At 72.2% G+C, this 21,960-nt stretch carries 22 protein-coding genes and 1 pseudogene; 10 read left to right on the top strand and 13 right to left on the bottom strand.

Features of this window, described 5'->3' with window-relative positions; all coding sequences use genetic code 11:
• Positions 1 to 20 precede the first annotated feature (20 nt).
• From ACF09K_RS16550 to ACF09K_RS16535, 4 genes are all read left to right on the top strand, one after another.
• Positions 21 to 602 carry a rhodanese-like domain-containing protein gene (locus tag ACF09K_RS16550; protein ID WP_392244142.1) on the top strand — a complete coding sequence of 194 codons (582 nt, stop codon included), beginning with the start codon at positions 21 to 23 and terminating at the stop codon, positions 600 to 602.
• Between the two features lie 328 nt (positions 603 to 930).
• Entirely contained in the window at positions 931 to 1,527 is a 597-nt protein-coding gene (locus ACF09K_RS16545) for a HEAT repeat domain-containing protein (RefSeq protein ID WP_392244141.1), read from the top strand.
• A 96-nt stretch (positions 1,528 to 1,623) separates the two neighbouring features.
• Positions 1,624 to 2,361, top strand: coding sequence for an adenosylcobinamide amidohydrolase (locus tag ACF09K_RS16540; protein WP_392244139.1), 738 nt, complete (start codon positions 1,624 to 1,626; stop codon positions 2,359 to 2,361).
• Between the two features lie 445 nt (positions 2,362 to 2,806).
• The gene (locus ACF09K_RS16535; protein ID WP_392244138.1) at positions 2,807 to 4,261 is read left to right on the top strand and encodes a hypothetical protein; all 1,455 of its coding nucleotides are present in this window, start codon (positions 2,807 to 2,809) and stop codon (positions 4,259 to 4,261) included.
• Positions 4,262 to 4,265: 4 nt separating this feature from the next.
• Here the strand turns inward: ACF09K_RS16535 and ACF09K_RS16530 are convergent, their stop codons facing one another.
• From ACF09K_RS16530 to ACF09K_RS16520, 3 genes are all read right to left on the bottom strand, one after another.
• Positions 4,266 to 5,831 carry a hypothetical protein gene (locus tag ACF09K_RS16530; RefSeq protein WP_392244136.1) on the bottom strand — a complete coding sequence of 522 codons (1,566 nt, stop codon included), beginning with the start codon at positions 5,829 to 5,831 and terminating at the stop codon, positions 4,266 to 4,268.
• 667 nt (positions 5,832 to 6,498) lie between these two features.
• Entirely contained in the window at positions 6,499 to 6,747 is a 249-nt protein-coding gene (locus ACF09K_RS16525; RefSeq protein ID WP_392244134.1) for a hypothetical protein, read from the bottom strand.
• Positions 6,744 to 8,078 (bottom strand): S8 family serine peptidase, encoded by a 1,335-nt coding sequence (locus tag ACF09K_RS16520; protein ID WP_392244132.1) that lies wholly within the window; start codon positions 8,076 to 8,078, stop codon positions 6,744 to 6,746. The genes ACF09K_RS16525 and ACF09K_RS16520 overlap by 4 nt, the downstream gene beginning before the upstream one ends.
• A 371-nt stretch (positions 8,079 to 8,449) precedes the next feature.
• Here ACF09K_RS16520 and ACF09K_RS16515 point away from each other — a divergent pair, with 371 nt between their 5' ends.
• Entirely contained in the window at positions 8,450 to 8,794 is a 345-nt protein-coding gene (locus ACF09K_RS16515) for a hypothetical protein (protein ID WP_392244131.1), read from the top strand.
• Positions 8,794 to 10,248: a M14 family zinc carboxypeptidase gene (locus ACF09K_RS16510; protein WP_392244129.1), complete on the top strand. Its 1,455-nt coding sequence runs from the start codon at positions 8,794 to 8,796 to the stop codon at positions 10,246 to 10,248. The genes ACF09K_RS16515 and ACF09K_RS16510 overlap by 1 nt, the downstream gene beginning before the upstream one ends.
• A 169-nt stretch (positions 10,249 to 10,417) precedes the next feature.
• Here the strand turns inward: ACF09K_RS16510 and ACF09K_RS16505 are convergent, their stop codons facing one another.
• The 3 genes from ACF09K_RS16505 to ACF09K_RS16495 all read right to left on the bottom strand — a co-directional run bounded on the left by ACF09K_RS16505 (position 10,418) and on the right by ACF09K_RS16495 (position 13,719).
• On the bottom strand, positions 10,418 to 11,521 hold the full coding sequence (locus tag ACF09K_RS16505; protein ID WP_392244128.1) for a trypsin-like serine peptidase: 1,104 nt from the start codon (positions 11,519 to 11,521) through the stop codon (positions 10,418 to 10,420).
• Positions 11,522 to 11,757: 236 nt separating this feature from the next.
• Positions 11,758 to 12,063 carry a hypothetical protein gene (locus ACF09K_RS16500; RefSeq protein WP_392244126.1) on the bottom strand — a complete coding sequence of 102 codons (306 nt, stop codon included), beginning with the start codon at positions 12,061 to 12,063 and terminating at the stop codon, positions 11,758 to 11,760.
• 9 nt (positions 12,064 to 12,072) lie between these two features.
• Positions 12,073 to 13,719 (bottom strand): M6 family metalloprotease domain-containing protein, encoded by a 1,647-nt coding sequence (locus ACF09K_RS16495; RefSeq protein ID WP_392244124.1) that lies wholly within the window; start codon positions 13,717 to 13,719, stop codon positions 12,073 to 12,075.
• Positions 13,720 to 14,115: 396 nt separating this feature from the next.
• Here ACF09K_RS16495 and ACF09K_RS16490 point away from each other — a divergent pair, with 396 nt between their 5' ends.
• Positions 14,116 to 14,505, top strand: coding sequence for a hypothetical protein (locus ACF09K_RS16490; RefSeq protein ID WP_392244122.1), 390 nt, complete (start codon positions 14,116 to 14,118; stop codon positions 14,503 to 14,505).
• 2 nt (positions 14,506 to 14,507) lie between these two features.
• Complete coding sequence (locus ACF09K_RS16485) at positions 14,508 to 14,930, top strand: hypothetical protein (RefSeq protein WP_392244121.1); 423 nt, start codon at positions 14,508 to 14,510, stop codon at positions 14,928 to 14,930.
• 291 nt (positions 14,931 to 15,221) lie between these two features.
• Here ACF09K_RS16485 and ACF09K_RS16480 read toward each other — a convergent pair whose 3' ends face one another.
• Positions 15,222 to 15,998 carry a DUF4097 family beta strand repeat-containing protein gene (locus ACF09K_RS16480; protein WP_392244119.1) on the bottom strand — a complete coding sequence of 259 codons (777 nt, stop codon included), beginning with the start codon at positions 15,996 to 15,998 and terminating at the stop codon, positions 15,222 to 15,224.
• A gap of 169 nt (positions 15,999 to 16,167) precedes the next feature.
• The gene (locus ACF09K_RS16475) at positions 16,168 to 16,959 is read right to left on the bottom strand and encodes an MBL fold metallo-hydrolase (protein ID WP_392244118.1); all 792 of its coding nucleotides are present in this window, start codon (positions 16,957 to 16,959) and stop codon (positions 16,168 to 16,170) included.
• Positions 16,960 to 17,047: 88 nt separating this feature from the next.
• Between ACF09K_RS16475 and ACF09K_RS16470 the strand changes: the two genes are divergently transcribed.
• The gene (locus ACF09K_RS16470; protein ID WP_392244116.1) at positions 17,048 to 17,647 is read left to right on the top strand and encodes an ABATE domain-containing protein; all 600 of its coding nucleotides are present in this window, start codon (positions 17,048 to 17,050) and stop codon (positions 17,645 to 17,647) included.
• Between the two features lie 149 nt (positions 17,648 to 17,796).
• Here the strand turns inward: ACF09K_RS16470 and ACF09K_RS16465 are convergent, their stop codons facing one another.
• Together ACF09K_RS16465 and ACF09K_RS16460 are read right to left on the bottom strand one after the other, a co-directional pair.
• Entirely contained in the window at positions 17,797 to 18,477 is a 681-nt protein-coding gene (locus tag ACF09K_RS16465; RefSeq protein ID WP_392244114.1) for a DUF5701 family protein, read from the bottom strand.
• A gap of 112 nt (positions 18,478 to 18,589) precedes the next feature.
• Entirely contained in the window at positions 18,590 to 19,099 is a 510-nt protein-coding gene (locus ACF09K_RS16460; RefSeq protein WP_392244112.1) for a DinB family protein, read from the bottom strand.
• A gap of 220 nt (positions 19,100 to 19,319) precedes the next feature.
• Here ACF09K_RS16460 and ACF09K_RS16455 point away from each other — a divergent pair, with 220 nt between their 5' ends.
• A complete protein-coding gene (locus tag ACF09K_RS16455; RefSeq protein WP_392244110.1) occupies positions 19,320 to 19,637 on the top strand; it encodes a UBP-type zinc finger domain-containing protein in 318 nt (105 codons plus the stop codon).
• Between the two features lie 97 nt (positions 19,638 to 19,734).
• Here the strand turns inward: ACF09K_RS16455 and ACF09K_RS16450 are convergent.
• The 3 genes and pseudogenes from ACF09K_RS16450 to ACF09K_RS16440 form a co-directional block, all read right to left on the bottom strand.
• A pseudogene (locus ACF09K_RS16450) lies at positions 19,735 to 19,962 on the bottom strand (TetR/AcrR family transcriptional regulator); the annotation flags it as partial.
• Positions 19,963 to 19,972: 10 nt separating this feature from the next.
• Positions 19,973 to 20,554: a sugar O-acetyltransferase gene (locus tag ACF09K_RS16445; protein ID WP_392244108.1), complete on the bottom strand. Its 582-nt coding sequence runs from the start codon at positions 20,552 to 20,554 to the stop codon at positions 19,973 to 19,975.
• Between the two features lie 107 nt (positions 20,555 to 20,661).
• Positions 20,662 to 21,693, bottom strand: coding sequence for a MerR family transcriptional regulator (locus tag ACF09K_RS16440; protein WP_392244532.1), 1,032 nt, complete (start codon positions 21,691 to 21,693; stop codon positions 20,662 to 20,664).
• Positions 21,694 to 21,960: the final 267 nt, after the last annotated feature.

Here is a 21,960-nt window from a genome sequence, read left to right as displayed (position 1 = left end):
ATCCGGCAGAACGGAAACCCATGAGCACCACCCCCGCACCCGCCACCCTCACCCCCGTCGTGCTGCACCGGCTCGTCCAGGAAGGGCGGGCGCCACGCCTGCTCGACGTACGGACCCCCGGCGAGTTCCGCACGGCGCACATCCCCGGCTCCTACAACGTGCCCCTGGGCACCCTGCGCGAGCACCGGGCCGAACTCCTGGCCCACCTCGACGAGGACGTCGTGCTGGTCTGCCGCTCCGGGGCCCGCGCTGCCGAGGCCGAGAAGGCCCTGGCCGGCGCCGGTCTGCCCAACCTCCGCGTCCTGGAAGGCGGCATCGTCGCCTGGGAGACGGCCGGCGCGCCCGTCAACCGGGGCCCCGAGAGGTGGGACATGGAGCGCCAGGTCCGGCTCGTCGCCGGCTCGATCGTCCTGACCACCGGCCTCGTCGGGGTCCTCGTGCCCGGCGCGCACCTGATCGGCACCGCGGTCGGCGCCGGCCTGACCTACGCGGCCCTCAGCAACTCCTGCGCCATGGGCGTCCTGTTGTCCAAGCTGCCGTACAACCGCGGGCCGCGCCCCGACATCCGCACGGTGATCGCGGAACTGCGCGGCACCCCGTGACCGTCCCGCTCGTCACCGCCACCGCGCCCGTCGGTGCCGGCCTCGGCGCGCTCGGTGGCGGCGACCCCGCCCCGGGCCGCCTCGCCCGACGCTGACGCCGCGGCGGCGGGACGCTGACGGCCGGCGGCACCGCGGGCTCAGGGAGGATGCGGCCCTGCGGCCCTGTGGCCGTCGTGCCTCGCGCGGGCATGCGCGGCATGCGCGGGCCCGGCCCCGGAAGCGGGTCGTACGGCGTCGGAGGGGTGCCCCTCGCGTCGCCCCGCGCAGGCCTCTGTCGGTGCGGGCAGCTACGGTGCTGCCGAGCCGGAACCGATCAGAGGGGGGCGACATGCCACTGACGGTGGACGAAGCCGTGGCGCAGCTGGGCCACAGGCTCTCGCCCAAGCGGCGCTCCGCCGCCCGACGCCTGCGGCGGCTCGCCGATCCCGCCGCGGGGCCGGCGCTGCTGGAGGCCCTCCGGCGTGAGGCCGACGACCCCCGCACCTGGGAGACGCAGTACGAGATGGCCATGGCCCTCGGCACGTGCGGCCACCGCCCCGCGCTCGGTTTCCTGCGCGAACTCGCCCGGCGCCCGTACGAGGCCACCGCGGTGTACACCGCCCTCGGCGACGCCGTCGTCCGGCTGAGCACTCCCGGGGACACCGCCGGTGCCCTGCGGTGGTGCCTGGACAGCGGCACCCCGATGCTCGCCGACGGCGCCCTGCGCGCCGTCGCCGCGCAACGCCTCTGCCCGGACCCGGCCACGGTCGACCACGTCCTCGACTTCCTCGCTCCCCTGGACCCCCACGACGGGCTCAGGTTCTGGGCCGCGGCCGCCGCGGTGGAATGGCCGGGACCCCGGGTCGCGGAGTTCCTCCGCGCATGCGCGGCCGGACCCCGGGCCGACGTGGCCGAGGCGGCGGCCGCCTCCCTGCGAGGCGAGTAGCGGACCTGCTCCCCGTCGTGGAAGGCGTCGCGGAGCGGCGCACCGGCCGTCGTCACGACGGGGCGGGTTCGTAGCATGTGCGGGTCGTGCCCGCCCATGCGAGGAGCCCCCCCCCCCGTGCAACGCGCCGTCCTGCCGCCGACCCCGACCGCGCGGCGGCTGACCGTGGAGCGGCTGAGCCGCTTCGAGGACGGTGAGGAGCTGTCGGCGCTGGTGTGGCGGGCGGGTCCGGGATGGCGGATGGTCAGCAGCGCCGTCCTCGGCGGGGGAGTGGGGGAGCGGTTCTGGGTCCTCAACGCCCAGGTCTGCCACGGCTACCGGCGCCTCGACCCGGCCGAGCACCTGAGGGAGGTCGCCGCCGCGGCCGGGCTGACCGGTGAGGGCGTGGGCCTGATGACGGCGGCCGACGTCGCGGACCACGCCCACGCCGGTGACGGCGGCGTCGAGGCCGTCGTCACCGCCGGCGTCGACGTGCGCGGGTGGGCCGCCGCGCCCGCCGGCCCGCCCGGCGCGTACGGCTCCTTCGCGCCCGGCACGATCAACGTCCTCGCGACGATTCCGGCGGCCCTCGGCGACGCCGCGCTGGTCAACGCCGTCGCCACCGCGACCGAGGCCAAGGTGCAGGCCCTGGTGGAGGCGGGTCTCGACTGTTCCGGCACGCCGACCGACGCGGTCTGCGTCGCCGCCCGCGTGCCCCGGGCGGGCGAGGACGCGCACGCCTTCGCGGGCCCGCGATCGCTGTGGGGCGCACGCCTCGCACGGGCCGTGCACCACGCCGTCCTCGCCGCACTCCCCGGGCCCACCGCCCCGCCGGCCGGAATCCGCGAACGATGACGGCGGCGCCGCACGTGCCACGGTCGAGGCCGACGCGCACGGCGGCCCGGACCGACCACCGTCCCGGACCCGCGGACGGGTCCGCGGCGGGTCTCGTCCGTGAGGCGGTGAGCGCGAACCCGGCACCGCCGCCGGGCGGGCCGCCGTCCCCCGCGGCCGTCCTCCGCGGCCGTCCTCCGAGGGCGTTTTCCGGGGATACGACGGGGTCCGCGCGGAGTCGTATCGGGCTCGGACGGGAGCGAACTGCCGGAGCCGACGACGAGACGGCCGCAGCCTTTCACGCACCACGCACCACACGCACCATGCCTCGCGCACCACGCAACTGCGCCGGGCCGGGGCAGAAGGGCCGGCCGCCCGGCGTCATGAACTCGCCGCGGCGACGCGCTCACCGGCAAACGGGGTAGCTCCGCGTGCACGACGCCGACGCGGGTTCGAGTCTGAGGGCATGAGCATGCGTCCATGGGTCATCGTCGAGCCGCCGGACAGTCGAGGTCTTCGCCGCGTCACCATCGGCGGCGAGACGGTCGGCAGCGCCTGGTCACCGGCCGAACTGCGCAGAATGCTGGGCCGTCGCGGCTACCCCGAGGACATGGATCTGGATGATCCGGCATCCGTGTGCTGGCGCGGCGGCGACAGCGGGACCTGGTCCGACCGGGCCTGGAAGAGGCGTCTCGTCCTGTCCCTCATGGTCGCCGGACCGCTCGTTTCCATGGTCTTCAACGCGGTCATCGGATGGCCGGACGCCTCGGGAGCCCTGACTTTCGCGCAACGCATCACCGGACTCCTGTTCGTCCTCTCGGGCGCGGTGCTGGGAATCGCGGCGATCGCGGCATTCGACTACTGGGGGCGCCGACAGTTCAAGGCCTCCGGAGCGATTGTCCTGCTGGGGGCGATCATCGTGCTGGCCACCGACGGTCTCCTGCTCCTCCTCTGGTTCGAGGAGCGGGAGTACACGCGCTACATGCTGGTCTACGTGCCCGCCCTGTGCTGGTCCCTGTGGGCACTGTGCCTTCTTGTGCGCCAAAAGTCATGGAAAGGGCTGCCGCAGCCGAAGAAATTCGCGGCCGGGGTGGTGGCCACGGTGATGCTGACGGCTGTCAGCCTCGCCTACTCGACGATGTACCAGCCCGCGGCCGCCCCCATGCACTTCACCCTGAAGGCGGAATTCGGAAAGGCCTGGAAGGATGACAACGTTGATTTCCTGCACGTCCCGCTGATGCTCTACATGAAGAACACAGGAGGGATTCCGGTGTACATCATCAACGACGTCTACACGGTCCGCGGAAGGATCGCCGTGTACTCCGACGTGGAGGAGGACATGGTGGCGGAATGGAAGAAGAGCTTCGGGAGGGCTGGGACGAGCAACGGAGAGGCTGAGCTCTACGTCGACCAACTCGAATACACCACCATCAGCGCCGGAAGGTTCTACGACTCCGGAAATTCGCTCGATGTCGGGCAGGAATACGCCATGAAGCGTGTTTTCCAAATCCCCAGGGCCCTCAGATACGACACCGTGAGTGTTGAATTGAAGATCTCGTACATGAGGAGGGACCGAGGGCGGGTCGATGTGGAGGAGTTCAGGGCTCCCCACAGATCGTGGAAAGAAGCCGAGGGGCCCTACTACTGCGAACCTGCTGCATGCGGTGAACAGCTCGTCTACCGTGGAAGGGTGCGGCACAACAACAACCTCATCAACGTGACGCGCAAGCCCCGTTATGTGACTGCCGTCTGGTCACCGACGGGGCGGTTCGTCTCCTCGATCTCCTCCTTCCCCTTCAACTACTACGGAGTGAGCGACTACGGGGAGCAAAGGAGGGAGCTGGAGAGATACGGAGCTGCGACAGCCCAGGCGGACTCGGAGATCCCCGCGGCCGAACTGCTGAGGTCCGCCGGGGTCTGACCGGTCAGTCGCCGATCCTTCCCAGCCAGGTGTCCACGGTGATGCCGGAATCCTTTTCGAGGTACGCGGCGGTTTGCTCGCAATACGCGGCAGACCCTCCCAAGCTCCCGAACAGCTTGTCGTGCGGTACGAGCTCGGCGAGTGCGATGATGAGCGGCGCGACCTCGAACGGACCGTGCGTGTGCTCGTCGTTCCGCAGCTGGGCCAGCACGTCGAGCATGTCGTCGCTCTTTTCCTGCGCCTTCCAGAAGTCCTTGACCCCCTCGGCCTCCCACTGAGGGGGAACCAGCTCCTTCAGCCCTCGCATGAGGGCGGACTCGGGGGTGGACTCGAATATGGCGCTGGTGCAGAATGCGGCCGCCTTCCCGAGTGCCTCCTTCGGACGCTCCTGGGCACTGGCGGACTCCTCCTGCTGGTCCTTCGTGCGAGACGTTTTCTGATCCAGTTCTTTTGTGGCTCTGGACCGGTCCTTCTGTGACGTCCGGGGGTCACTGATCTTCCTGAGCAGCGTGCTGACCTGCTGCGTGATGTTCGCGAGCCGTTCTTTTTCCTTCGGTGGGGTCCTCCGGTCGTGCATGATGTCCGAAGAGGAACTCACCAGCACCAGGGTGTTCCCGATCGCCTGATTCGAACCGAGGCTCCCGGGTGAGTCCCGGCTCGTGTGCGCCGAGCCGGCCTGCTGCTCCTCCTGGCTCCTTGCCACGACGTAGGTCGTGTCTTTCATGATGGTGATCATCTGTTTCCGCACGGCCTGTGGCGTCCGGGGATCGCAGATCGCGTCCAGGAGGGTCGTGGTCCGTTTGACCACCAGAGTGAGCATGGACCGCTGCTCGGCCGGCACCCGCGAACTGCTGACCGCATCGAGTGTCGACGTCACCTGCGTGACGATCGCGGCCAACTCCTTCCGCAGCTCGGGAGGTGTTCCGCGGTCGCTGATGGCAGCCAGCGCCGTGGACAGGTTCTCCGCGCTCTCGACGACTCCCTGCCTGTCCTGCGGTGACGTCTCGGGATCCTCGACCGAGTCGATGACGGTGATGAGCGTCTCCACCGTCGAGACGAGGTCTTCGGGGAGCTGTTCCTTCTCCTCGTTCAGCGTGGTCGTCGCCTCGACGATTTCCGCCTGCTGCTCCGCCGGTGTCTCGGTCGTCTGTCCGTCCGCGTCACCGTCCGTTTCCCCATCCGTTTCGCCGCCCGTTCCGCCGTCGGTCCCACCGTCCGTGTGGTCGTCCGTGCCGCCGGGCTCCGACGGCTCCGACGCGTCGGGTGTCCCGCTCGGTGGGGAGGAAGGAGACGTCGCGGTTTCCGACGGGTCGCTCGGTTCGGACGGCGGTGCGGGACCGGGGGGCGAGGAGGCGGACGCGGCAGGCCCCGTCGGATCGCCCGGGGCGGACGGAGGAGGCGAAGGGGACGGCGGAGGAGCCGTGGTCCGTGCCGGTGCACCGGCACGGTTCTCGTTCGGGCTCGGAGCGTTTCCCGCGGCTGTCATGAGACCTGCCGGCAGCGCGAGCGCCGCGGCCAGAACGGACGCGCTGGCTGCGTGAAAGACATGTCGCCGAGAAATTCTGGCCATGATGGTTCCAGAGACGCTTGGCGCGGTGCTGTTCCGTCCGTTGCGGATTCTTCCTGCTGACGGGGGCTCCGGGAGATGCGGAGCCGACAGAACACAGAACCGATATACGTCCACTCTTCACCTGTCCGGGGCGTCCCGCAACGGGAACACGGGGCCGCGGCGGCATCGGCTCCGGGACGCGCTCGGCCGGCCAGGTGTCCGCGCACCGAGCCCGGTGGCGCGGTGCCCGCTGTTGCTCCGGCGGCACTGCGTCCGCCGTCCGGCGCTCTGCGGACTTCGACGAAGTGACCGTCAGAAAGCCTGTACGCCAGTGGCTTTCCGGAATCGCACGCGACGTGCCCCGGGCGCGTGGGGGAAGCAGGGCGACCGTGGCCGACCGGCAGGCGCAGGCCTCGACCGGTGGCCTCCGTGGTTCCGTGGAGGCGCGACGGCTGCCCTGGCCCCTGTGCGTTTCGGAGAGCACCGTGGCAGGACGCCGATCCCGCACAGAGGGCCTGGAGGCCGACCGGGTTCGTCGACCGACCCGGCCGGCAGCCGGGAGCGAGCCACCACGGGTTTCTGCCGTCGGCGTGGGCAGGTGCGGCGGGAGCGGATGCGGCCCGCGTCAGGCCGCTCGACGGGGCGCGAGCCGATACTTCGAGAGGCCGTACGGCCCGACCGCGCGGACCTACTGGATCGGGGAGTCGGGCGGGGGAAGGCGGACGGTGCGCTCCCGGTCCACGGCTTCCACTCCGGCGACCTCCCGCAGAGCCGGGATCCGGTCCTCGGCGATGGTTCCGGACAGCGTGCCGAGGACCGGCTGCTCGCCCGTGACGGTCAGCCCGGCCCGTCGCGCTGTCTCGGTCACTTCCGCGAACCGGTCGGGGTCGACTGCGAGTACGACTCCGACGGGCTCGGGCTGCGAGGACTCGCTCACGGGGCCTGGAGCAGACCCGAGCCGACGTCCTCGACGGGTTGCGTCAGCGGGAAGGCACCGGCCAGGAGAGCGGCCTTGAGGTCGGCCGAACCGGCGTCGGGGTTGGCCTCGGCGAGCAGTGCGACGACACCCGCGACGTGCGGCGTGGCCATGCTGGTACCCGACATCGACCGGTATCCCCCGCCGGGCGCGGCCGAGTGGACGTCCCTGCCGGGCGCGGCGATGTTGATCTCGCCGCCCGCGCCGTTGATGGCGCCGCAGGAGAAGAACGATGTCGTGAGTGACTGGTCGAGCGAGGCCACCGCGAGGACGGAGGGGCAGTTGGCGGGCCGGCCGACGGGTGCGACGAACTGGGGACGCCGGCTTTCGTTGCCCGCGGCGGCGACGATCAGTGTCCCCCGCCGGAGCGCTCGTTGGGCCAGCCGCTCGTACGTCTGGGGGAAGAGCTCACCCGGCCAGACGGGCGCGCCGAGCGACATGGAGATCACCTGTGCACCGCGGTTGACGGCCCAGGCCATGCCCGCCAGGATCTGGCCGTCGGCGCCGCTGCCCGCGTTGCTGAGCACCTTCCCGGCGAGTATCCGGGCCTCGGTCGCCACGCCGTAGCGGGGCCCCTGCTGGGGGCCGGCCGGGCCGGCGGCGGTGCCGATGCAGTGCGTGCCGTGGCCGTGGCCGTCTTCGACCGTCTCGCCGGACACGAAGGAGGCCGTGTCCTCGATCCGTCCGGCCAGGTCCGGGTGGCCGGTGTCCACGCCGGTGTCGAGGACGGCGATCTTCACACCGCGTCCGGTCATTCCGGACAGGCCGGCCCGGATCGCCTGGAGGCCCCAGGTCAGTTTCTGCTCGTCGAAAGCCGGCCCCTGCGCAGCTGCCATCTCTGCCTTGGTGTGGCGCTCGACCGTCTCCTCGTCGCTGCGGTAGGCCGGGAAGAACTCGGTCGGTGCCTGCTGCGGGGCGGTGATCATCGAGGCGTAGACCATGCGTTCCGGTTCGGCCGCGATGATCGACGGATCGGCCTCGGCCGTGGTCACCAGTGCGTGGCGCTGCTCGGCCCGCACTTCGACGACGGCGGCGCCGAGTTCTTCGAAGTGCACCGACACCTCGGGGTTCTTCAGGAGTTCGGCGACGTCGGTGGTCTCGGCTCCGCTCACCCGCTCCACGGGCGCGATGTCGGCGGCGGAGCGCAGCGCGCTCAGACCGCTCTGCTGGTTGCCCAGGTCGAGCAGGACCACGTACCGGCCGGTGTACTCGGTGTCCCGGCCCGCCGGGCCCCCGTTGTGGTGGGGCGGCTGTTCGCCGAAGGCATGCCTGTTCAAGGGTTCGTTCGCCATGGGATTTCCCGCTTTCTGTGCGCTTCCTCGACCAGGGGAGGCGCGCCGACGCATCCGGTGCCGGGCTTCTGGGAACGGTGGGTCGCGGTTCGGCCGCGCATCGACGCGCGAGTCGTCGCCTGCAGGGCTGTCCCTGTCGGGCCGCCGCCCGGGCAATGCCCTCCTTTCCACCGTCCCACCGGGTACAGGGGCCTGCAACACGGCGCTGCCTCACCCGTTGCGGAGGTACTGACTGCCTTGTGCGGCAACGGAGTTGACAGCGGAGCGGACGTGTCCGACTATGTCAGTACCGGTGAAATGTCCGACTTGCGCGCATCTGGTGGATCTCGACGGTCCTGGTGGCAGACGGAAACACACCGAGGGAGACGGACATGAACGAACCGTCCGAACACCCACACCAGCCTCCACCCCGGGACACCGGGGGTGAGAACCCCACGGTGCGTTTCGACGCCACGGTCCATCCCGGCGCGAGGAACCGTGATCTCCTCGGCGTCGCCGATCTGGATCTGGACCGGATCCCCGATCGGGAGGGCGACGTCCGGGTGGTCGTCTCCCCGGAGGAGTGCCGGCGACTGCTGGAGAACGGCTACGAAGTACGTCTGCACGCCCAGGTGCCCGTGCGGCCCCTCCCCGCCGAACTGGTGGAGGAGGACGACTCGGTGAGGGCCTGGCTGGAGGAACGCCTCCAGGGCATCGAGCGGCAGGGAGGCACGTGATGTATCGAACGGTCCCCCAACTCGACTCCGTGATCTCGCTCCTCGCCACGTGGTTCCCGCAGCTGTGCACGAGGACCCGACTGCCCGAGACCTCCGTCGAGGGCCGCCCGGTGTTCGCCCTGCGGTTGCGGGCCGGCGAGGAAGGGGACCGCAGGGGTGTCCTGTTCGTGGGCGGTACCCACGCCCGCGAGTTGATGAACCCGGACGCCCTGGTGGAACTCGCCGTCGACCTCGTCGTGAGCCGCTTGAAGGGCACCGACGTCGTGTACGGCGGCCGTACCTGGACGGCTCAGGAGGTCGGACTCGTCCTGGAGAGCCTCGACCTCTGGTTCGTGCCCTGCTCCAATCCCGACGGCCGCAACCGGGTGCTGACCGTCGACAACATGTGGCGCAAGAACCTCCGTGACAACCCGGGGACCTCGTGCGACGGGGTCGACCTCAACCGCAACGCGGACCTCCTCTGGGGAGTCACCGAGGGGCAGACCTCCTGCAGCCCCTGCAGCGATGTCTTCGTCGGGTCCGGCGCGTTCTCCGAGCCGGAGACCCGCAACGTCAAGTACCTGCTGGACACCCGGAACATCCACAGTTTCGTGGACGTGCACTCGTTCTCGGAGCTCGTCCTGTATCCGTGGGGTCACGCCCACAGCCAGACCAGCGATCCGGCACAGCGGTTCACCAGCCTGCCCACCGGAACCTGCGCGCCCATCGGTGTCCCGGGTCACCGGGAGTACATCACGCCCCAGGACCTGCTCCGCTTCACGACGGTCGGGCAACGGGTCGTCGACGCGATCGCGGCAGTACGCGGGCGCGCGTACACACCGCAGACGGGCCGGGCCCTGTACGCCACCACCGGCGTGCAGAGCGACTACGCCTACAGCCGCCACATCGCCGACCCCGCGCTGCACAAGACCTACGGCTTCACCCTCGAGACGGGTCCGCCGGTCGGCACCGTGGAGGACTCCTTCCACCCGCCGGACCCCACCCTCATCAAGCGCGACGCCAAGGCGGGCCTGCTGGCCCTCGCCCAGCAGAGCGTCTGCGCCTTCGACCTGATCGGACTGCGCCTGCTCGGGCGTCGGACCGAGGTGGACGCGCTGCGCAGGGTCCGTGAGGAAGTGCTCGCGAGCACCGAGGCGGGCCGCGAGTGGATCGCCCTCATCGAACGGGTCGAACTGCCCGTCGCCTCCCTCCTGTTCACCGACGAGCAGCTGGCAGGCCGGGCAGCCGAGCTGATCGAGCGCGCGGGCAGGCGGTTCGAGGGCGAGACGTCCGTCGTCAGTGACGAGGACGTCGACCTGGGACGGGCCCTGCTGGACGAACTCGCCGAGCGGGCCGGAGCCGAGGACGCCCGGGTGCGCACCGATCTGGAAGCCGTGGGCGCGGCTCTGGAGCAGGCGAGGAAGATGCCGTCGGCCGAGGTGCTGAGGCAACTGACGAGCCGGGGCCCGCTGTAGCGGTCGCCCGGGCTCCGCCGGACCTCCAGCGCGGCAGAAGGCACAGAAGACGTCGGCCATCGAGAGCAGAAGACCGAGAGCAGAAGACGTCGGCCATCGAGAGCAGAAGACGTCGGCCATCGGCATCGGGGGACCCCGATCCCGATGGCCGTGCTGCTCCAGGCAGGCCTCACGGCCAGTTGTTGCGCGCCCAGTGCAGGAGGTTCGTCAGTGCGTTGCCGCCGGCGGCGACGTTCTGACGCGGCTCGCCGAAGTTGTCCTCGCCCCCGGAGTGGGTGCCGACGACGTCGGGTGATCCGTCGAACCACGCGAACACCGGTGCGCCGCTCTGGCCGCCCTCGGTGTCGGCCTGGTACTCCAGCTCGACGCCGGCGCCGTCGTTGTCGTCGTCGATGATCGGGAAGTTCAGGTGCAGCCACGGCCGGTTGCCGGAGTCGTGGTCCCACGGGTAGCCGGGCAGTGTCCAGACGCTCAGGTCCTCCCAGCCACTGCTGTAGGTCCGGAAGCCGAACCAGCCGAGGTTGCTGCCGAGCGGAACGTTCAGGCGCATGACCGCCATGTCGTCGCCTTGGGAGTGGCTGCTGTAGCCCCGGGCGTCGGTCACCCATGAGGCCGCCCACGACCCGTGGACCGAGGCGCCGTCGTAATAGGCCGGCACGAACAGCGCCTTCCAGCTCGACGAGCCCCACGGCACCACGTGACTGGCGGTCATGACGGTGCGGGTGCCGAGGAGCGAGGCCGTACCCCACCAGGACCAGTCCGGGCGGGCCGCGTCCTGCCAGACGAAGATCCGGCCGACGAGGGAGAACGGATAGGAATGGGGATAGTACGGCGACCGGTTGTCGGGCGGGATCACCCACTCCGGACGCACCCGGGTCCCGTTGCGGCGCACCATCCGGGGGCGTTCGGCGCCGGGCGCCAGGGTCGGCGTCGTGGACACGGCGGTCCAGTCCGGGATGTACGACGAACTGTCGCGGCCCACGGTGTCGTCGGCCGCCCGCATGTCGGCGAGTTCGGACTCGACGGCCTCCGGGGTCACCGGTTCCACGGCCCCGACGACGACACCGAGGACGGTGTCGGAATCGCTGACCCCCCAGCGTCCGTCCTCGCCCGCGGTGAGGACCGCGGCAGGGTCGTCGACCGGGGCGGCGGACGACGGACGGTCGAAGACGAGGTAGTTGCGCGGGTTGCCGAGCTCCGCGGGTACGTCGCCCTGCTGCGGGCGCGACCGCGCGACGATGCGGTCGAGCGGGTCTGGCCGGTCGTTCGACATGGCTCTCCTTCGTGGGGGATCCGGAAACACTGCTTCGGAACCGAGTCGTCGGCACCGTGACGGGAGCGAGAGGCCTGGGGCCGGGGCGCGGGGAACTTCCTCGGGTCGCGTGAAGCGTCGACAACCGTGTGGCCGACCGGCGCGAACGGCTGCCGGCACACGTCGACCCGGCCCGGCGGGCGCACGCGAGGTGAAGGGGACCGGCGCAGTCCGTCCCCTTCACCGGCGCACGCTTCTCACGGCGGCGGTTCGACGGCGAAACGACCCGGGGGCGGCCTGCTCTCGGCCATCGCCTCACCTGCGGCCAGCCTGGCCCTCACGCGGATGGTGGACCCGGGTACCGCGTCCGCCAGAAGTCCGCTGGGCACGGCGAGCAGCATGTGCTGTCCGACGTTTCCTGACAGCAGGTCGGCGTAGCCGGCCACCGGCTCGGCGCCGACCACGGCCACCTCCGCCCGGTCCCAGGCCTCCAGCCGCGGATGTGGACCCGTGCCGACCAGCCGTACGGTCAGATCGGTACGGTTGTCGACCGCCTGCACCATGGCTGACGGTCACGGGTGGGACGGGCCGTCGTGCCGGTACCCGCCTTCTGCGCTGCCCGCCTTGGCGAAGGGCGGTGAGCCGCTCGCCGTCTCCCTCGGCTCGGGGCGCAGGCTCTGCCTCAGGAAGGCCTCGGCCCCCACCCAGGGGGAGTTCGACACGGCGTGTTCCAGGGCGGCGAGCCGTTCCCGGAGGTCGTGCAGGGCCTCGACCAGCTCCGGTACGGCCTCCGCCTCCTGGCGGGCCGCGGCACCGAGCGGCCCGCGCGCGGTGCCCGCAGCCGAAACCGACACCGTGGCGGTCATCGTCGCCGCCGACGCCGAGATGTCCTTGACGGACACACCGGTCGGGGCTCCGGCGTAGGACAGGGACGCGGGGTTGCTCGACGAGGTGAACGAGGTGTTGCCGGTGCTCCCGGGGTAGGGGTCGCCGTCGTCACCGCGGTTCGTCCCCCACTCCAGGTCGCGCTGGTTGTCGGCCTGGACCAGGCCCACCATGTAGTGGTTCTCGTCCGAGTTGTCCCGCTGGCCGGTGTCGATGTGCGAGATCAGAATTCCGCCGGCGGGCAACGACACGTCGAAACCGGTGCGTTGGCGGTTCTCCAGCAGGAAGTACTCGCTCCCCGGCAGACCGTCCGTCCACAACCGGTAGGCCTCGAAGCCGTTCTTGATGTCGGGGATGGACAGGGTCCCGTCGCTCGTGACGTCGACGGCCTTGGCCCACCCCTGCTGGATCTTGCAGAACGCCGACGGGTGTGTCGGGATGTCACCGCCCCCGCCCCATGAGCCCCCGCCCATCAGGCACCAGTCGCCGATCCCTTCCGACGAGCCGTCGATGTCGTACAGGTCGGGGAAACCGAACAGCAGGTGCCCCAGCTCGTGGGCGCAGACACCGATTCTGGCGTCCTCGGGGATCGTGAGGTAGCCGTAGATCCGGGATCCGTCGGCGTTGTACGCACTCGGCAGGACCCACTTGTGCGACCAGATGTCCCCGCGGTTGCCGGTGGCCTCGCCACCCGGGCCGGAGTGCAGGACCATGAAGGCGTCGACGAAACCGTTGCCGTCGTTGTCGTACGGCGCGTAGTTGACGAGGGGGTTGGCGACGACGGCGGCGTCCCGGGCCATGATCTGGGCCCGCGCCTGCCCCGTCGGGCGTCCGATGCCGAAGTTGTCGTTGGCGTACCAGGAGAGCTTCTGCGGCATCCGGACGGGACCGATGATCTCGCCGACGATGTCCACCAGGCCGTGTGTCACTTCGCGGTAGTAGTCGCGGACACTGCCGTGCGGGAGCTCACCGAGGGAGAAGAACAGCTTCTCGAAGTGCTCCCTGTCCGTGGTCATCGGCTTGTCCTGGAAGTCCGCGAGGACGACGACGACGCGCACCACGCCGCTCAGCGGCGAGCGGGCGGCGGCCGCGGTGCGGATGGCCTCGTGCGGAGTGCCGGGGGGGAACTCGTCGGGCGGGACGATGGTGCCGTCGTCGAACCCGAGAGGCCGGGGAGGACCGCCGAGGCTGAAGATGCTCGTCAGGTCCGATTCCCCTCGGACCCGCTCGAGTTCCCGCCGCATCCTCTCGCGCAGTTCCGGGCTGGGGGCGATGGCGCAGAAATCCGACCAGGCCGCGGTCGTGGAATGCTGGACAGTATGATGGTGAACCATTGAATTTTCCTTCGCATAAAGGTTTTTCGGACTTTCCTCTCCCTCCAGTGACCCACTCCCGCAGAGGGCCCGCAAACCGATCACACCGCCGCGCGAAGCGGACTGGCGCCGTCGGGACGGGTGTTGGTGCGAGGGGGTCGACGAGGGCGCGGGCCTCGTCGAGCCGGCCGCGCGCACCGACGGCCTCGCCGTCGTCCCCTTGCCGTGCCGCGCGGGCCGCCCGCCCGTCGCGCTCGCCCTTCGGCCGAGCGTGCCCCCGCTCGGGATGATGCCGGATGAACCAGACGGTTCTATCGTGGTAAATGAGGGCGTTTGAGCGGAATTTGGCGCACGGAACCCGTGCCTCCTCGCGCTCTCTTCCACCATCCGTCGGGTCAACGGACACAGGGAGGAAAGATGAGCGACAGCGCCCTGCGAAAACAACCTGATCCCACCGCCGACTTCGATACCGGGACGGCGTCACACCGGGCCGACGCCGACCTGTGGGCGGCATTCCACGCGGCTCAGGACGCCGGTTCCCCGCGGGACGGCGGCTCCGCCCCGCAAACGGACGAGCAGCTCCCTGCCGACGACGGGGGCGTCGAGCCCAGGCCGCTGCGGCAGCAGTTCCAGGAGCGGCAGGGGAGCGAGCCGCGGCCGACGGATTCGACGTCCGCCTTCGGCGCCGCCCCGCCGCCGTCCCGCTCCGCCGGGAGCGACGGGACGTCGAACCACGAACTCCCCCCGTGCAACGAGGCCGTGGACCTCAGGCCACTGCGCGTACGGTTCCAGGAAGGAGAGAGCTGATCATGGAACTTCGCATCCGCAACCGATACCACCTGACCGTCTCCACCGCCATCCTCTTCTTCAGCCCCGATACCTGCGCCGATTACGGCCGCTGGGGAACGCGCGGTTGGTGGAACATTCCGCCCGGCGGCGAGGCGTACGTCCTGAACACCGGCAACACCTGGTCGTACGTCTACGGAGAAGCCGCCGACGGCACCCTTTGGACCGACGTGAACGGCCCTCGGATCTACGTCCGCGAGGAGGCGTTCGACTCCTGCCTGCTGATCGGGGACACGCAGAGCCGGGTGGTCAGCACGGTCAAGGTCCGGTCCGGCATCGTCAACCTCAACCCGCCCGCCGGAGCCCTCACCGCGCTGCCGGCCGCCGTACCCGGTCAGCTCGAGACGGCCGCCGCCGGCTCGGCGGGACTCGCGGGGCGGCGCTGACGATTCCGGTGCGGAACGTGAGGGCGACCGCGCCGGCCACCTCGCGGTGATCACACCGGCGGTCACCCCGCTTGCCGGAACTCTCGTCCGTTCCCCGCTCGCGGCCGCCGGGTCGGCCTCGCGGCCTTCCCCGCGGCGGGCCTTGTCGCGCAGCCGGTCGTCGGGTTCGGTGAGCCGGCCCGTCACCCGTCACCCGTCGCCGTCGCGCGAACGCGTGCGCCCGGCGGGCATGCCCGTGGCCGGCACGGGGCGACCACGGCGCAGACGACCGCGACCGGTCCCTCGGGTGCCTCACCCCCGGGCGGCGCCGACGTCGCCGTTGGCCGTGGTCAGGGTCATGGTGCGGTCGTCCCGCGCGCCGTCGGTGGGGAGGGACACCGACGGCCGGCCGTTGCCTGTGGTCGCCGTGACGCGGTAGCGGGGCGCGTCGTGCGGCACGACGACGCGGACCGAGCCGTTGGTGGTGGCCGCCGCGACGCCGGTCGGCGAGGTGGCGCAGTGGAGCACCACGTCACCGTTCACCGTCTCCGCGCGCAGCGCCGTGACCCGCAGGGCGTCCGCGCGCACCGAACCGTTCCGGGTCGCCAGTCGTACCGGCGCGGCCGCCGCTCCTCGCGCGTCCGCTCCGTTTCCGGAACCGGTCACCGTCACGTCGCCGTTGACGGTCGTCAGGTCCAGGGCGGCGTCGATGCCCGCCACGTCGATGCCGGCGTCGCGGGCGGTGACGGTGACGGACGCGCCGGCGGGGACGTCGATCTCGGGCATGCGCGGGCACGGCCCGTCCGCCTCGGGCGGCCGGGCGCACGACAGGTCCACGACCCAGGTGTCGTCGTGGTGCGTCCAGCGGTGGGCGACGCCCCGGTCGACGACGACCCGGTCGCCGTCCGCGGGCCGCAGGCGCACCCCGTTGTCCGTGGTGATCACCAGGTGCGTCCCCGGGCCGGTGACCGGCGGTCCTGCGGCGGTCCGGGCGTCGTCCCGTCCGTCGTGTCCCGTGCCGCCGCACCCGGCGACGAGGGGAAGGGCCGCCAGCACCGCGGCCAGGCGCCGCGCGTACGTCGTCGTCATCGCCACCGCATCCATGCCGGGTCGCCTTCCCCGTCCCGCAGCGGTCAGGCCGGAGTTCTCACCGGGACCCTCGACCGGCCTGCCCCGTACGAATGCTGACGAGGCGTCGGCGGACGACCGCCGTGCGCCGGCGCACCGTGCGTCCGCCTCGACGCCGTGGACGGGTGGTTCAGGCGCGCTGGATCCAGTCCCGGTCCAGACGGTCGGCCAGCCCGGCCGCCTCGAAGGCGGCTTCCAGCTCGTCGCGGCCCTCGGTGAAATGGGCCCAGCCGTCGCAGTGGACGGGGACGACGCGACGGGCGCCGAGCGTCCGGGCGGCCTCGGCGGCCTGGGCGCTGTCCAGGACGAGCAGCCCGCCGCCGAAGAGCACGGGGAAGCGGGGGGCTCCGGCGAAGAGGAGGGCGGTGTCCACCGGGGCGAAGCGGGCGGCGACCTCCTCGACCGCGTCGAGTGAGGCGTTGTCGCCGCTGACGTAGACCGTGGGCAGGCCCGCACCGGTCAGGACGAAGCCGACGACCTCGCCGGTGAGCGGCTCGACCTCCTCCCGCGCTCCGGGGCCGTGGACGGCGGGCACACCGGTCACGGTCACGGTGCCGCCGCCGGGCCGGTCGAGCTCGACGGACTCCCAGTCGGCCAGGCCCTCGGCCTTCCCGCCGAGGCGCCGTGCGCCGCCGGGGGTGGTGAGGGTGAGGGGTACGTCGGCGAGCAGGGCGCGGCCGGAGCGGTCGAGGTTGTCGGCGTGCTCGTCGTGCGAGAGCAGGACGACGTCGACGGGACCGAGATCGGCGGGGGCCGCCGTGGAGGGCGCGGTCTTGGTCAGGGTCGGGCCCTGGGAGGGGTAGTCACCGGGGCCGTCGAAGGTCGGGTCGGTCAGGAAACGCAGGCCGCCGTACTCGAAGAGGGCGGTCGGGCCGCCGAGAACGCGGACGGGGAACTGGTCGTTCGGCACGGCAGGGGACACGGAAGACACCTCACGGATGGAATCGTTTGAACCGTGAGGTGACTGTAGGTGTTTCTCACGGATGAGGGCAAGCCTTACCATGAGAGGCATGGAGGAGTCCGTGCCGGAAGAACTCGACGTGCCGCCCGCCCACGGCGAGGAGGAGCACCTCTCCCTCGCCCTCGCCAACAGCGCGATCGCGCTGCCCGGCGGACACACGGTCGATCTCCTGGGGACTCCCGCGCGGGCCAACCGCTGGCTGACCGAACGCGGGCTCGCCCCCGTCGACATCGGCATGCGGGAGATGTGCGCGGCGCAACTGCGCTCGATGCGCGAACAGGTCAGATCACTGTTCGCCTCCCGCGCCGGGGGGCTCCCCGCCCTCCCCGCCGCGCTCGCCGCCGTCAACGACGCGATGACCCGCGTCCCCACGGCCCCGCTGCTGCAGTGGGACGACAGGAGCGGCCCCTACCGCGTCACCCCCCACCCCACCACCGCGATCCTCGACCACGCGCTGGCGGCCCTCGCCGCCGACGCCGCCGACCTGCTCACCTCCGCCGAGGCCGCGCGCCTCACCGCGTGCGGCTCCGCCCCCTGCAACCGCTTCCTGCTCCGCCACGGCCGCCGCCACTGGTGCTCCACCCGCTGCGGCGACCGCGCCCGCGCCGCTCGCGCCTACGCCCGCCGCACCCGGCCGGAACACGAATGACACGGACGGCGCGGACGGCGGGGAGGACACGGGCGGCGCGGAGGGTGCGGGCGGCGCGGACGCCGCGGACGGCACGAGCAGTGTGAACGAACGGCACGGCCCCGTGGGGGACCGCGGCGGCTACCGCTCCTCCGCACGGTGACGACGCGTCACCTCCCGAGGCCCCGGCGGTCCGTCGCGGACGCGAAACCCAGCCAGGTGTGCCGGTTGCCCGCCCAGCACCAGCCGACCTTCGGCGCGTTGCGGCGCTCGCGGCCGTCCCGCCCGGTGCCGTTGCTGATCCAGATCGCCGGAGTCCGGGCGTCCAGCGCGCCGTCGGCCTTGCGCAGCCGGGAGCCGATGGTCATGAAGCAGCGGTTGCGTTCCAGCACGGCGGGCAGTTGCAGCACCCAGTGGATGCCCTCGGTGAGCAGCAACGGGGTGCGGCCCCGCGCCGCGAGGGCGGGCAGGGCCTCGACCGGGCTCCAGCCGGCCATGTGGTCGCCCCGGTCGATGCCCGGGAGGAGGTAGAGCGGGGCGTCGGGCAGCGCGATGCCGTCGAGCGGCGCGAAGAGGTCCACGTCGGACATGTCGGTGACGACGAAGCCCGGTCTGCCGTCGAGACGGAGCAGAGGCGCCAGGGCGGAGGCCGGTGCCCGGTCCGGGTGGACGGCGAGCAGCGCGCCGGCGCCTTCCGGGGAAGCCCCGGCGGACTCGGCGAACGCGCGCAGAGCGGCCGCGGACAGCCCCGCGATCTCGTGCACCCCCAGATCGATCAGTCGCTCGGCCTGTGCGCTCGGGGACGGGAGCGCGGGCACGGCGGCGGAGGCGGTGGGCGAGGTCTCGGACATGGTGCTCCCGGGGTCGGCGGCGTCGGCCCAGTGAGAACGCGGCGACCCGCCGGGACGTTCCCCGACCGGGGCGGCGGGCTCCCGGCGCGGGCGCCGCGGGACGGCCCCGTCCTCAGCGGGGGTGCGTCGTACCGGCGAGGATCTGCTCGCGGAGGATGTCCGCGTGGCCGCAGTGCTGGGCCAGTTCGCGCAGCGTGTGCAGGTAGACCCAGCGCAGCGGCAGCGGACCGCGCCGGTTGCCCCGCAGGAGGTCGTCCAGGGTCAGGTCCGCCGTCGCTCGACGCGACGCCGCACAAGCCTGCCGGTAGGCGTCCTGGACGGAGGCGATCGTGTCGTCGTCGTCGAGGTCGAACGACTCGTCGGGGGAGGCGGGGATGCCGATCTCGGTACGAGACCGGCAGGTGACGGCCTCGTCGAACCAGACCTTCTCGACGAACGCGGCATGCTTGACCAGGCCCAGCAGCGTGGTCTTGGACGGGACCAGCGACCTGCGCGCCTGTTCCTCGGTCAGTCCGCTCAGGCTGTCGTGCAGCGCCGACCGGTGCTCGTCGAGGAACGCCTCGAACTGATCGCGCAAGGGGGCGTGGAAGACGGTGGGTTGCACCGACGGGTGGGAGGCCATGACCGCAACGATAGTGCGGCGGACCCCGGAGGAGGTGCCGTTCCGGACGTCCGCCCGGCAGCCGCACCCGGACCCGGCAGCCGCAGCCGCACCCGGAGCCGGCCGCCGCCCGCGCACCCGGACCCGGCCCCGAGAACGTTTCCGGCGCGAGCCGCATCCGGCAGGCCCGCGGCGGTCGAAGACAGGGGCGGCGGGGGAACGCCGGCGAAGGAGAGACGACATGACGAGGTGGACACCGCGCCCCGACGGCGGCCGGCCGGAGGGGCGAGGCTGCGCCCACATCGAAACGCTCGAGCGGGAGCACGAACCGCGGAGCGAGGTGTGTCCGCGGTGCGCGGCCCTCGGACACGACTGGGTCGGCCTGCGGGTCTGCCTCACCTGCGGCCACGTGGGCTGTTGCGACAGTTCGCGCCACGGCCACGCCACCGCGCACTTCGAGTCCAGCGGGCACCCGTTGATACGGGGCATCGGAGGCGGCGACGCATGGGCCTGGTGCTTCGTCGACGAGGTCTACCTCCAGCCGCGTCGAGCCACCTGAGCGCGGCCCCGCGGCCCCGTGTCCCCGGCGGTCTCCCGGCCCCGCGGTCCCCGCGGCTCCAGGGCCTGTCCGGCGTGTCGTGCCGGAGACCCTGGGGGACGTACGCGCCGAACAGCGCCACCATGCGGTCCGAGAAGTGCCGGAACGCCTCGCGGAGCAGCTCGTCCATGCCGCTGAAGTGATAGGTCGTCGACCCCAGGGGCACACCGGCGCGTGCCGCGATCCTGCGGTGGGAGACGCCCGCGACCCCCTCGTCGGCGATGAGGTCGAGGGCGGCGGTGAGGATGCGCTCGCGGCGCCGGGGGCCGGTGTGTCCGGTGGCCACGGCGGCGGACTCACAGGCTCCGCACCGGGCGGGCCGGATTGCCGACCGCCACCACGTTCGCGGGCAGGTCCTTGGTGACGACGGCGCCCGCGCCGACGACGGAGTTGTCGCCGATGGTCACCCCGGGCAGGACGATCACGCCACCGCCGAGCCAGACGTTGTCGCCGATGGTGATCGGCCGCGCCGCCTCCAGCTTGTCCCGCCGGGGCTCCGGCTCCAGGGGGTGCGTGGGGGTGAGCAGTTGGACGTTGGGGCCGATCTGGCAGTCCTGGCCGATGGTGATGGCCGCGACGTCCAGCGCGGTCAGGTTGTAGTTGACGAAGGTGCGCGCGCCGATCGTGATGTTGCTGCCGTAGTCGACGTGGAGCGGCGGCCGCACGTGTGCCTCTTCGCCCAGCGCGCCCAGGAGTTCGGCGAGGAGCGGCCGGGCGGCGTCGGCGTCCTCGGCGTAGGCGGCCAGGTAGCGGGTGGCCAGGCGGACGGCCTGCTGCTGGCGGCGTGCGATCTCCGGGTCGTCGGCGATGTAGGGATCGCCCGCGAGCATCCGCTCCAGATGGGTGCGGGGGTCGCCCGCGAAGTGGTCCGTCGTCATGCGTACGATCGTAGGCTCGAAGTGTACGAACGTACGCTCCTGGTCGGAGCGCGGGACCGCCGCGGTGGACGTCGCGAGCCGTGCCGGCCGGCCGGAGGCCGTGCCGCTCAGGCGGACCCTGCCGGGGTGAGCATCCGGACCGCCGCGCCCAGCCCGGCCGGGCACGTCAGGCCCGGCTCCGCCGGCCTGCTCCAGCCGGGCCCGCAGAGCATGACCAGGCTCTGCGTGCGGGCGCCGCGCACCCCCCAGCGCGTCGCCGCGATGTGGCGGGCCAGCGGAAGGCTCGCCGTGGACCGCGACTGCGACCAGAGGACCACCGCCGCGGGCCCGACGCGCTGGACCGCGGCCACGACCGTCTCGGTGGGGACGGCGGCGCCCAGCACCAGGGCGGGCACGCCCCGTTCGGCCAGCGCCGCGCTGAGCGCCTCGACCGGCAGCGTGTGCTGCTCGCCGGGCAGGCAGGCGAGCAGCACGGGCGGCGCGGCGTGCGGCGCGTGCCGCAGGGTCGACGTGACGTAGACGTGCCGCAGCGTGGTGGAGACGTGCCAGGACAGCAGGTGCTCGACCTCGATGTAGCGGTCGCCCGAGGACTCCCACCGGCGCCCCACCGCCCGGAGCGAGGGAACCATCACCTTCTCCCAGGCGCCGACCACCCCGTGGGTGCTGACGGCGTCGGCGAGCCTCTCCTGGACGGCGGCGGCGTCCAGGCGCACCGCGGCGCGCGCCAGTCCCACGCACGCCTGCCGCGGATGCTCGGACGACGTTCCGCTCCCGGCGTGCGGTGGTGGGGGAGACGGCACGGCGGCCGTCCGCTCCGGCTCCCTCCGCGGGTCTGCCGCGGGCGCCGCGTGGAGGCCGGATCGCGGCGCCGCCGCGGTGGACGGGCGCTGTCTCGCGATCCGCGCGGCCTCCGCCGGAGGCACACCGCTCGCGGTCAGCCGGCACATCTCCTGGACCGTGGCGACGTCCTCCGGCGTCCAGCGGCGGTGCCTGCCCTCGTCGCGCACCGCCGGTCCGAGTCCGTACCGCCGGTCCCAGCTGCGCAAGGTGGTGGGGGAGACCCCGAGCCTGCGCGCCAGGCAACCGGTGGTGATCCCGGCGTCGGACGCCTTCGCGGCGGCGCGCGCGTCGGGGCCCATCACCGGTTCCGCGCGGTCGCCCGGCACGGCACCGCACGTTCCGGAACGTCGGGCCCGCACGGCCCGCACGGCGAGGACGGCGAGGACATCGGGGACGGCAAGGGGCACCTGCCTCGTCTCGGTTGCTTCGGGATCCCGCCACCTCGCGGGACCTGCACCGTCTTCGCGGGGAAGGACGCCCACGGATGCACCGCCCGCCGACCCCCCGCCCCCCGACCCGCCGGCCCTGGCCCCGGACGCGGACGCGCGGAGGTGACGCTCCGCGGC

This window comes from Streptomyces sp. NPDC014882 (assembly GCF_043081325.1).
Taxonomy (GTDB): Bacteria; Actinomycetota; Actinomycetes; order Streptomycetales; family Streptomycetaceae; genus Streptomyces.
This window is presented reverse-complemented; position numbering and strand designations above follow the sequence as displayed.

Coding starts and splice junctions, on each gene's coding strand:
- ACF09K_RS16550 (WP_392244142.1), top strand. CDS start 21: ATGAGCACCACCCCCGCACCCGCCACCCTCACCCCCGTCGTGCTGCAC.
- ACF09K_RS16545 (WP_392244141.1), top strand. CDS start 931: ATGCCACTGACGGTGGACGAAGCCGTGGCGCAGCTGGGCCACAGGCTC.
- ACF09K_RS16540 (WP_392244139.1), top strand. CDS start 1,624: ATGCGAGGAGCCCCCCCCCCCGTGCAACGCGCCGTCCTGCCGCCGACC.
- ACF09K_RS16535 (WP_392244138.1), top strand. CDS start 2,807: ATGAGCATGCGTCCATGGGTCATCGTCGAGCCGCCGGACAGTCGAGGT.
- ACF09K_RS16530 (WP_392244136.1), bottom strand. CDS start 5,831: ATGGCCAGAATTTCTCGGCGACATGTCTTTCACGCAGCCAGCGCGTCC.
- ACF09K_RS16520 (WP_392244132.1), bottom strand. CDS start 8,078: ATGGCGAACGAACCCTTGAACAGGCATGCCTTCGGCGAACAGCCGCCC.
- ACF09K_RS16515 (WP_392244131.1), top strand. CDS start 8,450: ATGAACGAACCGTCCGAACACCCACACCAGCCTCCACCCCGGGACACC.
- ACF09K_RS16510 (WP_392244129.1), top strand. CDS start 8,794: ATGTATCGAACGGTCCCCCAACTCGACTCCGTGATCTCGCTCCTCGCC.
- ACF09K_RS16505 (WP_392244128.1), bottom strand. CDS start 11,521: ATGTCGAACGACCGGCCAGACCCGCTCGACCGCATCGTCGCGCGGTCG.
- ACF09K_RS16500 (WP_392244126.1), bottom strand. CDS start 12,063: ATGGTGCAGGCGGTCGACAACCGTACCGATCTGACCGTACGGCTGGTC.
- ACF09K_RS16495 (WP_392244124.1), bottom strand. CDS start 13,719: ATGGTTCACCATCATACTGTCCAGCATTCCACGACCGCGGCCTGGTCG.
- ACF09K_RS16490 (WP_392244122.1), top strand. CDS start 14,116: ATGAGCGACAGCGCCCTGCGAAAACAACCTGATCCCACCGCCGACTTC.
- ACF09K_RS16485 (WP_392244121.1), top strand. CDS start 14,508: ATGGAACTTCGCATCCGCAACCGATACCACCTGACCGTCTCCACCGCC.
- ACF09K_RS16480 (WP_392244119.1), bottom strand. CDS start 15,998: ATGACGACGACGTACGCGCGGCGCCTGGCCGCGGTGCTGGCGGCCCTT.
- ACF09K_RS16470 (WP_392244116.1), top strand. CDS start 17,048: ATGGAGGAGTCCGTGCCGGAAGAACTCGACGTGCCGCCCGCCCACGGC.
- ACF09K_RS16465 (WP_392244114.1), bottom strand. CDS start 18,477: ATGTCCGAGACCTCGCCCACCGCCTCCGCCGCCGTGCCCGCGCTCCCG.
- ACF09K_RS16460 (WP_392244112.1), bottom strand. CDS start 19,099: ATGGCCTCCCACCCGTCGGTGCAACCCACCGTCTTCCACGCCCCCTTG.
- ACF09K_RS16455 (WP_392244110.1), top strand. CDS start 19,320: ATGACGAGGTGGACACCGCGCCCCGACGGCGGCCGGCCGGAGGGGCGA.
- ACF09K_RS16445 (WP_392244108.1), bottom strand. CDS start 20,554: ATGACGACGGACCACTTCGCGGGCGACCCCCGCACCCATCTGGAGCGG.
- ACF09K_RS16440 (WP_392244532.1), bottom strand. CDS start 21,693: ATGGGCCCCGACGCGCGCGCCGCCGCGAAGGCGTCCGACGCCGGGATC.